General features: G+C 56.6%; 12 protein-coding genes. 8 read left to right on the top strand and 4 right to left on the bottom strand.

Annotated elements, in window-relative coordinates:
- The first annotated feature begins 18 nt into the window (after positions 1-18).
- The gene (gene metF / locus AC2FFF_RS07505) at positions 19-885 is read left to right on the top strand and encodes a methylenetetrahydrofolate reductase [NAD(P)H] (protein ID WP_142636642.1); all 867 of its coding nucleotides are present in this window, start codon (positions 19-21) and stop codon (positions 883-885) included.
- A gap of 198 nt (positions 886-1,083) precedes the next feature.
- Entirely contained in the window at positions 1,084-1,761 is a 678-nt protein-coding gene (locus AC2FFF_RS07500; RefSeq protein ID WP_246097226.1) for a J domain-containing protein, read from the top strand.
- Between the two features lie 53 nt (positions 1,762-1,814).
- On the opposite strand, the gene AC2FFF_RS07495 is transcribed toward AC2FFF_RS07500, so the two are convergent.
- A complete protein-coding gene (locus AC2FFF_RS07495; RefSeq protein WP_281972685.1) occupies positions 1,815-2,333 on the bottom strand; it encodes a YHS domain-containing (seleno)protein in 519 nt (172 codons plus the stop codon).
- A gap of 245 nt (positions 2,334-2,578) precedes the next feature.
- Between AC2FFF_RS07495 and yghU the strand changes: the two genes are divergently transcribed.
- Positions 2,579-3,457: a glutathione-dependent disulfide-bond oxidoreductase gene (gene yghU / locus AC2FFF_RS07490; protein ID WP_271949300.1), complete on the top strand. Its 879-nt coding sequence runs from the start codon at positions 2,579-2,581 to the stop codon at positions 3,455-3,457.
- Positions 3,458-3,502: 45 nt separating this feature from the next.
- Here the strand turns inward: yghU and AC2FFF_RS07485 are convergent, their stop codons facing one another.
- The gene (locus AC2FFF_RS07485; RefSeq protein ID WP_281972684.1) at positions 3,503-4,291 is read right to left on the bottom strand and encodes an SseB family protein; all 789 of its coding nucleotides are present in this window, start codon (positions 4,289-4,291) and stop codon (positions 3,503-3,505) included.
- Positions 4,284-4,871, bottom strand: a complete 588-nt coding sequence (locus AC2FFF_RS07480) for a uracil-DNA glycosylase family protein (RefSeq protein WP_496882908.1) — start codon at positions 4,869-4,871, stop codon at positions 4,284-4,286. Before AC2FFF_RS07480 ends, AC2FFF_RS07485 begins: the two co-directional genes overlap by 8 nt.
- 228 nt (positions 4,872-5,099) lie before the next feature.
- Between AC2FFF_RS07480 and AC2FFF_RS07475 the strand changes: the two genes are divergently transcribed.
- Genes AC2FFF_RS07475 through AC2FFF_RS07460 form a run of 4 tightly spaced genes read left to right on the top strand, consistent with a single transcriptional unit; the run spans position 5,100 to position 9,661 of the window.
- Complete coding sequence (locus AC2FFF_RS07475) at positions 5,100-5,759, top strand: ABC transporter ATP-binding protein (protein ID WP_142636630.1); 660 nt, start codon at positions 5,100-5,102, stop codon at positions 5,757-5,759.
- Positions 5,737-7,311, top strand: a complete 1,575-nt coding sequence (locus tag AC2FFF_RS07470) for a KpsE/RkpR family capsule polysaccharide export protein (protein ID WP_271949292.1) — start codon at positions 5,737-5,739, stop codon at positions 7,309-7,311. The genes AC2FFF_RS07475 and AC2FFF_RS07470 overlap by 23 nt, the downstream gene beginning before the upstream one ends.
- Positions 7,312-7,316: 5 nt before the next feature.
- Positions 7,317-8,150: a 3-deoxy-8-phosphooctulonate synthase gene (gene kdsA, locus AC2FFF_RS07465; protein WP_142636626.1), complete on the top strand. Its 834-nt coding sequence runs from the start codon at positions 7,317-7,319 to the stop codon at positions 8,148-8,150.
- Positions 8,151-8,164: 14 nt separating this feature from the next.
- Positions 8,165-9,661 carry a phosphomannomutase/phosphoglucomutase gene (locus AC2FFF_RS07460; RefSeq protein WP_496882907.1) on the top strand — a complete coding sequence of 499 codons (1,497 nt, stop codon included), beginning with the start codon at positions 8,165-8,167 and terminating at the stop codon, positions 9,659-9,661.
- A gap of 31 nt (positions 9,662-9,692) precedes the next feature.
- On the opposite strand, the gene AC2FFF_RS07455 is transcribed toward AC2FFF_RS07460, so the two are convergent.
- Positions 9,693-11,651, bottom strand: coding sequence for an AsmA family protein (locus tag AC2FFF_RS07455; RefSeq protein ID WP_281972682.1), 1,959 nt, complete (start codon positions 11,649-11,651; stop codon positions 9,693-9,695).
- 96 nt (positions 11,652-11,747) lie between these two features.
- On the opposite strand from AC2FFF_RS07455, the gene rimO reads away from it, so the two are divergent.
- On the top strand, positions 11,748-13,136 hold the full coding sequence (gene rimO / locus AC2FFF_RS07450; protein ID WP_281972681.1) for a 30S ribosomal protein S12 methylthiotransferase RimO: 1,389 nt from the start codon (positions 11,748-11,750) through the stop codon (positions 13,134-13,136).
- The last annotated feature ends 22 nt before the right edge of the window (positions 13,137-13,158 follow it).

The following is a 13,158-nucleotide window of genomic DNA, read 5'->3' as shown; positions in this document are numbered from 1 at the left end:
TTCACCCGTGAGGCCGAGATGACAAGACCAGAAGTTTCATTTGAATTTTTCCCGCCACAGACGCTTGAGGCTTCATTCCGCCTTTGGGATACGGTGCAAACTCTGGCACCGCTTGAACCGCGCTTTGTTTCTGTCACCTATGGCGCGGGGGGCACCACGCGCGAGCTGACGCGCGATGCGGTGGCCACATTGCACAAGTCCTCTGGCCTGCCTGTTGCTGCACATCTGACTTGTGTGGATGCGTCACGTCAGGAAACACTGGAAATCGCAGATACCTTTGCTCGGGCGGGCGTGGAGAACATCGTCGCCTTGCGCGGCGATCCGCCCAAGGGTCAGGATCGGTTCGTGCCGCACCCGGAAGGGTTCGCGGACTCGGTCGAATTGATCGAAGCGCTGGCAGAAACCGAGATGTTCAGCATCCGTGTTGGCGCCTATCCAGACAAACACCCCGAAGCGCGGGATTTTTCCGCCGATGTCGATTGGTTAAAGGCTAAGCTGGACGCTGGGGCCGACGAAGCCCTGACTCAGTTCTTCTTTGAGGCCGAGACATTTTTCCGTTTCCGCGATGCCTGTGAAAAGGCAGGGATCGACAAGCCCATCGTTCCGGGCATCCTGCCGATCGAAAACTGGAAAGGGGCGCGCAACTTTGCCCGCAGATGCGGGACACATATTCCGGATTGGATCGAGAATGCCTTTGAGAAGGCCATTCGTGACGACCGCGAAGACCTGCTGGCCACCGCATTGTGCACAGAACTTTGTTCAGACCTGATCGAGGGCGGAGTGGACAAGCTCCACTTTTACACCTTGAACCGGCCGGAACTGACCCGGGATGTGTGCTTTGCCCTTGGAGTCACACCAAAGGCCGAGCTTCAGAACGTCGCTTGATATCCGCTTGTTTCAGACTGTGCACCCGAGGCGAAAACCCCGGGTGTTTTTGCGGAATAAGTTGGGATTACCCTGCCTGACTGGGCCACTTGAACAATCCAACTGAAGCCTTAATCATTGTCGCGATAAACCGTTCAATTCTGTTACAAATTTGACTTTAGCAACCGCCCATTCATTGTGGGGCCGTATAGTTTGTTTATGAGTGAATTTAGTATGGAACCTTTTGACAAGGTTAGTGCCCGCGCCAATGCCTTCGGCACACTTGGTCTGGCTCAAAGCGCCAGTTCAGATGACATTCGAGAAGCCTGGCGCAACATCGCATTCGAAGCCCACCCCGATAAGAATGGCGGAGACGGTGCGGCCTTGGCCAACGCCAAGGCGGCCTATGATTTGCTGCGCAGCGAGGGGCTGGCCGGGAAAGGTCTGGCGGGCTCGGCGGCGGGGAAACCACGCCGCCCCCGATTGCGCAAACGCGTTATTCAGCTGGAAACCCAAGATATTGATGCCTGTCGTGCAATGCTGAATACGGCGCTGCCCCACTTGCAGGACACCCCGGTGGACAGTCAAGATGCGGATCGCCTGCAAGATGCTGACCACATTCCGGACGCTGTCGGCTTGCATGGCCGCAACCTGACTTATTTCATTTCCGCACCTGTCTGCGAAGGTGCTAACCGCGTCGCATTGCCGACGAGTGTTCTCGCTGGCTCCAAGCGCGTCAAGACAGAGATTCTGAGCTTTCAGTCCAAAGATGCGGGCACTGGCGAAGTTGTCGTACCCGTTGCGCTTGCGACCAAGAAATTTCCGGGCGCCCGCAGCGTGCGGATCAGATTCAACGCCGACCAGCAAACGCAGGATGAGTACTGGTTGGCCGGATGACAAACAAAAAGCCCGGCAAATCAATGCCGGGCTTTGCATCCGTTGCAGAACTCTCAGTTTGCGACCGGGCCTTCGGAGGTAAACTTCGGGATCACGCTGCTGGAGGCCCCGTCGGCCTCGATGCCCGGCCAGTTTCCTTCAGCCAGATTGATATTGCCGGGAATATCTTCTTCAAAGAACCCGACAACCACATCGGTAATGTTCAGATACAGCTTGTCATCAACAATCCGCCACAGGTTCGGGTTCGCAGGCACCTTGCCGCCGCGTGACACGCCATAGGCGCAGTGACCGTCATATTGCGGCGCATAATAAGCAGGGTTTTCCATGAACTTGTCCCGGTTCTCTTCGGTCGAGAATGCCCAGGTAACGCCGTTGTATTCGGCCGTAATATCTGACCTTCCGCGGACGGCTTCGGGCTGTGATTGACCGACAGCAACCTGATCCAGACTGCGATAGGCAACCACGTCATATCCCGACACCGCATAGCCGGTGGCGTCCACATACTGATCTCCTGCAAGGGCAGGCATGGCAAATGCCAAGGTCGCAACTAAGGTCCAGGCAAGTCGTTTCATAAGGGCGGTCCTTTTTTATTGGATGGATGATCGGCCCGGAATACGGGGCTGTGCAGAGAATAGGTGATTCCTCGATCGAACGCAGTCCCGCTCGCGTCGCTGTGACATCGAATGAGAAAACGTGAAGTCTTTGCACTGAATGTTACAAAATCTTCCCAACAGGCAGGGTTGGACTTTGCCCTTTGCAATATTAGCTGTTGAAGCGAACGGATAATTCACCCGAACTTTGCTGAGAAAGGCAATAAATGAGCGAGCAATCGACCTATACGCCCCCTATGGTCTGGACATGGGACAGCCAAAACGGCGGACAATTCGCTAATATCAACCGCCCGATTGCGGGGGCAACTCATGACAAGGATTTGCCTGCTGGGCGCCATCCTCTGCAGCTCTATTCGCTTGCTACTCCGAACGGGGTAAAAGTAACCGTCATGCTGGAAGAGCTTCTGGCGCTAGGCCATGAAGAGGCCGAGTATAACGCCTGGCTGATCAACATCGGCGAGGGAGATCAGTTTAGTTCGGGCTTTGTAGAGGCCAACCCGAACTCGAAGATCCCTGCCCTGTGGGATCGGTCCGGTGAAAAACCTGTGCGCGTGTTCGAAAGTGCCTCGATTCTGTTTCACCTGGCTGAAAGGTTCAACGCTTTCCTACCCGAATCCGGGCCCGAACGGACAGAGGTGATGAACTGGGTTTTCTGGCAAATGGGCAGTGCACCATATCTGGGTGGCGGGTTTGGCCATTTCTACGCCTATGCGCCCGAGAAATGGGAATATCCCATCAACCGCTTTGCCATGGAAACCAAGCGGCAGCTGGATGTTCTGGATCGGGAGCTGTCCGAGAAAACCTATATCGCAGGCGAGGATTACTCTATCGCCGATATCGCGATCTGGCCCTGGTACGGACAACTGGTTCTTGGGCGCCTGTACAGCGCAGCCGAGTTCCTGGACGTCGAATCCTACAAGAACGTCATGCGCTGGGCCAAGGAGATTGACGCCCGTCCCGCCGTAAAACGCGGTCGCATGGTCAATCGTGCCTTCGGCGAAAAGCATACACAGCTTCACGAACGCCACGAGGCCGGCGACTTTGAAACGCGTACACAGGACAAGCTGGAGCCGGCAGCCGAATAAACAAACCGGGCTTCGCGGATCAATCTGCGAAGCCCCATTCTGCCATTACTTAAGCAAAGGCGGTTTGTCCGGATCGCGCCCAGGAGCGATATGCGCATTCACACGTGCCTCAGGCTGCGGCAGATCGTACCGCAAACCCACCCGCGCCAAAGACGCTGCGGCCGTGTCACTTGATTTGAAAAAACCTACGTCCATTGCCCCAGCTTCGACCCCGGAAAAGGTAAGCGCTTCAGACGCGGCCTTAGCCAGAGCTGCCTCTGCCCCTTCGACGGCATCGACAAATCCCAGCAAATGCCCGAAACCACCTTCAGCCGTTTTGGTGCTGACCAGATAGGCGGCTTGCGCCAACCCAATGGCCGTAGCCAGCTTGGCGTCCAAAGCTGTCAGCAGTTCGTCGGGCAACCCCGATGGAGCCAGGAACTCGGACAGGTGCTGTTGCACCTCTTCGGGACCATGCTGCAAAGTTTCCACCAACCAGCCCAATGCCTCGGGCGGGATCAACATCGAGGACGGGGCAACTTCAAGGTTCAACCCCAGCCCGATCCCCTGCCCCGACAACATAGACGATAAAACCCGCCCCGACAGCGCAACATAGGGCACCGGGCGGTCTGCGAAGCGGGCCAGCCGGTCTTCGCGATCGAATGCCAGCACAAAACGCCCGTCTGCCACGTCGAACAATTCGGGCGAAATATTCTCGTTCTTTGCCTCTTCCGTCAGCATCAGGAACAGCTCACTGTCAGCCAGCCGCTCAAAGAAACGCAGACGGGCCGCATCATCCTGCGGAGCGGCCTCAGCCGCGGCATGGGCGGCGTCCAGAGCCGAAATCTCAGTCATTCAGAACCTCTTGCACCCGTGCACGCAAAACCGGCAACAGATCGGCTTCGAACCACGGATTTTTCTTCATCCATGCCGTATTCCGCCAGGACGGATGAGGCAAGGCAAAGATCCGCGGCGCATAGTCCCGCCAGTTGCGGACGGTTTCGGTGACTGACCCACGTGACTTCAGGTGATATCTATGGGCGTGCCCCCCGACAAGAATGGTCAACGGCACAGGCCCAAGATCCGCCATGACCCGATCATGCCAAGTCTGACCGCATACTGGCGGAGGAGGCAAATCTGCCTTGCGCGCATCATAGCCGGGAAAGCAAAACGCCATTGGAACGATCGAGACACGTGAACGGTCATAAAACAGCTCCTCATCAACACCCAACCACGCCCGAAGCCGATCACCGGAAGGGTCGGTAAAAGGGCGACCCGACACATGCACTCGTGCCCCCGGAGCCTGACCACAGACTAAAATGGGCGTGTCTTTGCGGAACCAGACAATGGGTCTTGGTTCATGCGCGGTTTCAGTTGCCGCAAATCGGTCAGCACAAATACGGCAGGCCTCTATTTCTTTTTCGAGTGGGTTCATGAGATCGCAATCAGTGCCGCATCAGATGGTTGGTGTTCTGAAAGCAAGATAGGTAACACACATCCAGACGCCAACAGATGCAAAAGTCACATTACCAAAAACGACCCCCGGAACGCATTGATCATTTGTTTCATAATTCGACATAATGTGGCCTATATGGCGCCGTAGAGGTACCGTTCTTTCGCCGATCCGAACGGCGCAACAACAAGATAAACCCGCAGGCCTTGGATGCTTGAGTTTGAAAATGTCAGCAAGTCCTTTTGGACCGGGACGCGCCGAAAGGTGATTCTGGACAGAGTGTCTTTTCGCGTCGAACTTGGCACATCCATCGGTATTCTGGCCCCGAACGGTACCGGGAAAACCACCCTGATCAACATGATGGCCGGACTAGAGAAACCCGACGAAGGGGTCATTCGCAAATCCTGCCGCGTCTCTTTTCCGATGGGATTTACCGGCGGAGTTTCAAACAAGCTGTCGGCTCTGGAGAACTCGCGCTATATCGCCAAGATCTATGGTATGGACCCGGACTATGTCGAGGCATATTGCAGTTGGCTGTGTGGCCTGGGTGAATATTTCAATCAACCGCTGGCGACCTATTCATCCGGTATGCGGTCGCGGTTCACATTCGCGTTGATGCTGGCTCTGGATTTCGACATGTACCTCATCGACGAAGGGATGCCGGCCACAACGGATGTTGAATTCAACAAAAAGGCAGGCGACATTCTGCAGGAACGGCTGCGCACGACAACACTGGTCATCGTCTCTCACAACCCGGCCCTGCTTGAAAAATTCGCGCGTCAGGCGGCGGTATTAGTGGATGGTCAGCTTCACTTGTTCGAAACCTTGGAAGAGGCAAAGCAGTTATATGACTACCAAACCCAGGGCTGATAAATACAACTGGCGCCGCAAACGGCGGTCTGCGGGAAATGCCGAAACGCGCGAAGACGCGATCTCGCGTATTCGCCAGGCCACAAAGGCGCCCGGCCCAGAAAATGAACCGCCAGTAGGGACCGAGATCGACGCTATCAAACGCGAAGGACTGACCGGCCGCCAACTGCGGGTGGCACGTCGTCTTGCCCAGAAAAACGGTCTTGCGGCGACTTCGGACTATGATGCAGTTCGGTTGTTGCGCAAAAAGGGAATTGATCCGTTTGAACGCTCCAGTCTGCTGAACCTTGCCTCGGAAAAGAAAACTTCGGACGAGCAGACGAATGATCGCATCACGATCCACCTGCCCCAGACCGTGAAAGATGCACCGGAGAACTTGCCCGGACCGGAGATGAGCCCGGCCGAGCGGCGTGAACGTGAAATCGGACAGATTCAGAGGGACATCGCCCGCCGCCGCCGTCGCAAACTGTTCGCTCTGTTTGCACGGCTTGCGGCCTTTGTCCTGCTACCTACCTTTGTCGTGGGTCTCTATTTCTATCGGATCGCGACCCCAATGTACGCCAGCAACTCTGCCTTTCTGATCCTTCAGGCGGACGGGGGCGCGGGCTCTATCGGAGGGCTTCTGGCAGGGACCCAATTTGCGACCACGCAGGATTCGGTTGCCACCCAGGAGTTTCTAGAATCGAAAGATGCGCTTGAACTTTTGGACACAGAGGCCGGTTTCGCTGATGTGTTCAAACAGGACTGGATCGACCCCATTCAGCGATTGTCCCCGGACGCCAGTCTCGAAGAGGCTTACAAGCTGTACAAACGCATGATCACGGTCGGATATGACCCGACCGATGGCCTGATCCGGATGGAGGTGGCGACACCTGACCCCCAGACTTCGGCCGCGTTTTCACGAGAACTGATTTCCTATGCCGAGCAACGGGTAAACGCGCTGACCGAAAAGAAACGCGAAGACCAGATGAAAGATGCCCGGGAAGGGTTTGTAAGCGCTCAGGAAGAACGCAAGAAAGCTCAGGAAGACCTGATCGAGCTTCAGCTGCAAGGCGCAATCCTTGACCCTGAAAGCGTCATTGCCGGGTTGCGGGGCCGCATAAACGAAATCGAGACGCTTATTCAGGACAAAGAACTGCAGCTTGCAGCCTTGTTGGACAATCGCCGCCCAAACAAAGCCAAGGTGGATGGCGCACAGGCCGACATCGCACGGCTTACGGTTGTGCTGGAGGAATTGAACGCCGAAATGCTGGATGTCTCTGCCGGCGAGAATTCGCTGGCCAGGCTGAGTGTTCGGATTCAGATGGCACAGGCCGATCTGGCCGCTAGGGATATGATCCTGCAATCAGCTATGCAGCATATGGAGACAACCAGGACCGAAGCCAATCGTCAGGTTCGGTATCTGACGGTTTCCGTCAATCCTGTTCCCAGTCAGGAACCCAGCTATCCGCGCAAGTTCGAAAATACGATTTTGGCTTTCCTGTTGTTTGCTGGTATCTACCTGATGATCTCGCTTACCGCGTCGGTCCTTCGTGAACAGGTATCTTCGTAAGACACATGAAACATGTAAAAATCTCCGATCTCACGGTCGGCAATGATCTTCCCCTGACGATCATCGCCGGTCCCTGCCAACTGGAAACTGCCGATCATGCCCAAATGATCGCAGGAAAAATGAAAGAGGCCTGCGACGCCGCCGGGGCGCAGTACGTCTTTAAAGCCTCGTACGACAAGGCGAACCGGACTTCTCTGTCGGGTGCGCGTGGTATGGGAATAGACACAGGGCTCAAGGTTCTGGATGACATCCGCAAAACCTTGGGCATTCCAGTGCTGACAGATGTACATACCGAAGCCCAGTGCGCGATTGCGGCCGAGGCTGTGGACGTGCTGCAAATCCCTGCCTTTCTATGCCGACAAACAGATATGCTGCTCGCAGCTGGCGAAACCGGCAAGGCGGTTAATGTCAAAAAAGGACAGTTTTTGGCCCCATGGGAGATGGGCAACATCGTGAGCAAGGTCGAAAGCACTGGGAACACAAACATCCTGCTGACAGAACGCGGAACTTCGTTTGGATATAATACGTTGGTCGCTGACATGCGCGGCCTGCCGCAGATGGCCAAAACGGGATACCCGGTCGTAATGGATGCCACACACTCGGTACAGCAGCCTGGCGGCAAAGGTGGTTCTACTGGTGGGCAGCGAGAATTCGCGCCTGTGATGGCCCGCGCTGCGGTTTCGCTTGGCATCGGTGCGGTTTTTATCGAAACCCATCAGGACCCTGATACTGCACCTTCCGACGGTCCCAATATGATCCCATTGGACCAGATGCCGCAGCTCATCGATACATTGATGCGTTTTGATGCGTTGGCCAAGGCCAACCCTATCCAGATCTGAACAAGAGTATTCCCATGACCAAACCCAACCCCGAGGTGACTCCGAACACCTGGAGCTTTCTGCGCGACGCAATGATCAAGCCAACCGGCTTTCGCGAATATGATGCCCGCTGGAAATATCCAGAAGAGATCAACCTGCCGGGCATGACCGCACTGGGGTTGGGTCTGGGCACACAGATGCGCAAGCGTGGGATTGAACCCGTGATTGCTGTAGCCAATGATTATCGTGACTATTCTCTGGCCATCAAAAATGCCCTGATCCTGGGCCTGATGCAGGCGGGAATTCAGGTAAAGGATATCGGTCCGGCGCTTAGCCCGATGGCCTATTTCGCTCAGTTCCATCTGGACGTTCCAGCCGTGGCCATGGTCACGGCCAGCCACAATCCAAATGGCTGGACCGGGGTCAAGATGGGGTTCGAACGTCCCCTGACCCATGGCCTGGACGAGATGTCAGAGCTGCGAGACATTGTTCTGAATGGCGAAGGGCAGACCCACCCTGGCGGGTCCTACGAATTCGTTGATGGCGTGAAAGAGGCCTATATCGACGATCTGGTCGGCGATTTCAGAATATCCCGACCTCTCAAAGTGGTCTGTGCCACAGGGAACGGCACCGCATCCGCCTTTGCCCCGGAAATCTTTGAACGCATGGGGGTAGAAGTCGTGCCCAGCCATAACCAGCTGGACTATACTTTCCCGCATTACAACCCGAACCCAGAAGCGATGGAAATGCTGCACGACATGTCCGATACCGTGAAAGCCAGCGGTGCCGACATGGCGCTGGGGTTCGATGGTGACGGTGACCGCTGTGGCGTTGTGGATGACGAGGGGGAGGAGATTTTTGCTGATAAGGTCGGCGTGATCATGGCCCGCGATCTGGCCAAGATTTACCCCAATGCCACCTTTGTCGCCGACGTGAAATCAACCGGCCTTTTTGCCAGCGACCCTGAGTTGAAGGCCCGCGGGGTCAAGGCAGATTACTGGAAAACCGGCCACAGCCACATGAAGCGGCGAGTCAAAGAGATCAACGCGCTGGCCGGGTTCGAAAAGTCGGGGCATTACTTTTTGGCCGAACCGATTGGACGTGGTTATGATTGCGGCATGCGCGTCGCGGTTGAGATCTGTAAACTGATGGACCGCAACCCGGACCAAAGCATGTCCGACCTGCGAAAGGCGCTACCGAAAACATGGTCGACACCGACCATGTCCCCCTATGCAGCGGATACCGAAAAATACGACATACTCGACCGCTTGGTCGCAAAGCTGGTCGCCAAATCCGAAGCCGGAGAGACGCTTGCAGGTCGCCCGATCAAAGAAGTGGTCACTGTCAACGGTGCCCGAGTCATTCTGGACAATGGCAGCTGGGGGTTGGTGCGCGCCTCGTCGAATACGCCCAATCTGGTGGTCGTCTGCGAAAGCAGCGAAAGCAAAGAAGAGATGCGTGCCATTTTTGCGGATATCGACGCGGTTATCCGAACCGAACCGGGTGTCGGAGATTACGACCAGACCATCTGAGCGTTGGTGTCGGGGCGCTGGCCCCGACACTTCAATTTCCGCCAAACAGCTTAAGCAGTCCTTTCTTGGCCTCGTCCTCAAGCTTGTTCTTCAGCGCATCCTCGACGCTGTCCCCGTCAGTCCCGGCCGTACCGGTATCGCCGCCTATCTTGTCGATGACTTTCTTTTTGACATCATCCTCAAGCTCTTTGACCTTTCCTCCGGCGGCCGCTTCGATCACCTTGGTCAGGTCCGGCTTGATCGACGGATTGCTCCATGGTCCAACGATACGCACCGGAACCGACAGGCCCTCTCCCGAATTCGCACGCAGAGCGACCGGCGTGAACAGATAGTCGATATTGCGCGCTCCGATCCCGACTTTTCCTTTGCCATCCGCGCGGAAATTGTCCAGCGACATCAACAGATCGTTGTTCTGCAAAACGCCCTTATCAATGGTGAAGCTAGCCGTCAGGCTGTTGAACACGGTGGTGCCACCCGATCCTTTGCCTCGTCCCATGAGACGATCAAGGTCAAAGCCCGATATCAACCCCTTTCCTACATCCAAGCTGCCCTTACCGCTGAGAGAACGCATGATCTGATTCTCGTTCTGGCCAACGCCCAGAAACTCGAATGATCCTGACCCGGTCCCGGACAGCCGCTCGACCCCGACCAAGGCTGTCAGAGCTTGTTTGAGGTCAATGCCCTTGGCCTTTATCTTGCCGCCAACGGACAACCCATTCCGATTATTGGCCACCACCTGCCCGTTCAGCGTTCCGGAAAACAAGGTTGCCGGGTTCATCTCCAATGCAGCCCGAGACCGGTCCAGCCGCATTGTCAGGTCGCTGGGGCCAAGCGTCAGCTCGGGCATCGCGATAGATTTGGCTGTCAGTCGAATTTCACCATTGGCCAAAGCCAGCGCCGAGGCGTCGATCGGTTCCCTTGACCACCCCTCCAAGGCAGCACCCGCGCCGGAACCGCCGGAACTGGACGAGACCGTCTGACCACTTTGATTATAGCGAGAAAGATCAAGATCACTGGCATCCAACCGAGCAGTGATCTGTGGAGGGTTGGAAATTACAATATCAACTTCACCTGTAAAACGGTTACTGTCGAGTGAAGCCACCAGATCGCGCACAGATATGCGGCCATCTCTGGTATAAGTCATCTGCCCCGACACATTCGCAGCGCGGCCTAACCCGTGCGGCACTCCAACGCCCTCCTGACCGAACGCGGCCAGCATTTTTTCCGTGTCTTTGGTTTTCAACTGCAGCTTGCCGTCCATCTCTCCGGCAAGGTTGACGCGCCCGTCAAATCCGATGTCACCACCAGGGGCCGCAAGTGCAAGTTCAATGTCGGATGCCGCGCCCGTGGCATAGGCCGGCAAGTCGGGTATCTTGATATCCACGCGGGCCTCACCGCCCGGAACCGGCATTTGTGCATCCAGAACCATGGGGGCCGAGACTGCTGGCCAACTGGCAGACAAATCCACATCTGCGACATCAAATCGGGCCGATCCATTTTCAACAAAGATCAGACGCGCCTGAGTCAGTTTCAGATGCTCCAGTGTCACCGCACGCGATGCATCGGCCGGTTTTGATCCACCCGAGCCGCTGGCTGTCGGGGCGACGGCCGTGTCAAACTCCCAGTTTCCGCGCCCGTCTGACAGTTCGAGTCTGAGGGTCGGATTCTCGGCAATAATCCGTTTGATCAGCACATCGCCGGACAAAATGGCCAAGGTATCGACCCCAACCGCCAGGCTTTCGGCGCTCAGCATCGGCTCAGACCCCGCCCACGAGGCATTTCCGAAGGAAACCGCCCCGGTTTCCATGCCCAGCACAGGCCAGAAGGACAGCTTAACGCCCCCCGACAGTTTCAGATCACGCCCGGTTTGTGCCTTGACCTGCTCGGCCAGAATGGTCGCCAACTTGTCGCCCGGCATCAGCAGCAACGCGCCGATGACAAGACCGACCACAGCCACCAAAAGGAACAGGATGCGCATTAGCCATTTCATTTTCTGCTCTCCGACTTATTTGGCACGCTATAAAAAGATCATTCAAAGACGGCAGCGCATTTGCAAGGGGAAGCTTTCCCCACTATATGCCGCGCCATGACCACAAACCCGCCAAACCTCCGCCCCGACCTGGCACCTGCTGCCCGGATCACTGATACACCACGTCCGAACCAGCCGACCATCGGCATGGTATCGCTGGGTTGCCCCAAGGCTTTGGTCGACAGCGAGCGGATTCTGACGCGCCTGAGGGCCGAAGGATACGGCATCTCGCCGGACTATTCAGGCGCGGATGCCGTGATTGTGAATACCTGCGGATTTCTGGACAGCGCCAAGGCGGAGTCTCTGGATGCCATCGGCGAGGCTTTGGTGGAAAACGGCAAGGTTATCGTAACCGGATGTCTAGGGGCCGAACCCGATTACATCCGCGAGCATCACCCCCGCATCATGGCCGTCACCGGACCACATCAGTACGAGCAGGTGCTGGATGCGGTACACAAGGCCGTGCCACCTGATCCCGACCCCTTCGTGGATCTGCTGCCTGCGGCCAACGTTCAGCTGACGCCGCGCCACTACAGCTATCTCAAGATATCCGAGGGCTGTAACCACAAATGCAAGTTCTGCATCATCCCGGACATGCGCGGCAAACTGGCCAGCCGTCCGGCGCATGCTGTTCTGCGCGAGGCGGAAAAGCTGGTCGATAACGGTGTGCGCGAATTGCTGGTGATTTCGCAGGACACCTCGGCCTATGGGTTGGACCGGAAATACGATGTGAACCCCTGGAAAGACCGTGAGGTCCGCAGCCATATCACCGATCTTGCGCGCGAATTGGGACAGCTGGATGCGTGGATTCGCCTGCACTATGTCTATCCCTACCCGCATGTGCGTGAGCTGATCCCCCTGACGGCGGATGCGGGCAGTAACGTCCTGCCCTATCTGGACATTCCCTTCCAGCACGCACACCCGGATGTTTTGAAACGCATGGCCCGCCCTGCTGCGGCCGCCAGAACGCTGGACGAGATTGCCGCCTGGCGCGCGACCTGTCCTGATATCACGCTTCGTTCCACCTTTATCGTGGGCTACCCCGGCGAGACCGAGGCCGAGTTCCAGACCCTGCTGGACTGGATGGATGAGGCGCAGTTGGATCGCGTCGGTTGTTTTCAGTACGAAAACGTCGACGGAGCCCGCTCTAACGATCTTCCTGACCATGTGCCCGCCGAGGTCAAACAGGACCGCTGGGAGAGGTTCATGGAAAAGGCTCAGGCGATTTCCGAGGCCAAACTGGCCGCAAAGGTCGGCCAGACCCTGCAGGTCATCGTGGATGAGATCGATGATGAGGCCGCGACCTGCCGCACCACCGCCGACGCGCCCGAGATCGACGGCAACCTGTTCATCGACGAAGGGTATGAGGCCCTGAAACCGGGCGACATTGTCTCGGTCGAGGTGGACGAGGCCGGGGAATATGATCTATGGGGCAAGCTTCGCTAACCACATCTAACTGAATTGACCG

The organism is Ruegeria sp. YTSA226 (assembly GCF_059609905.1).
The sequence above is the reverse complement of the archived record's forward strand: the minus strand, read 5'-3'. Positions and strand labels throughout refer to the sequence as shown.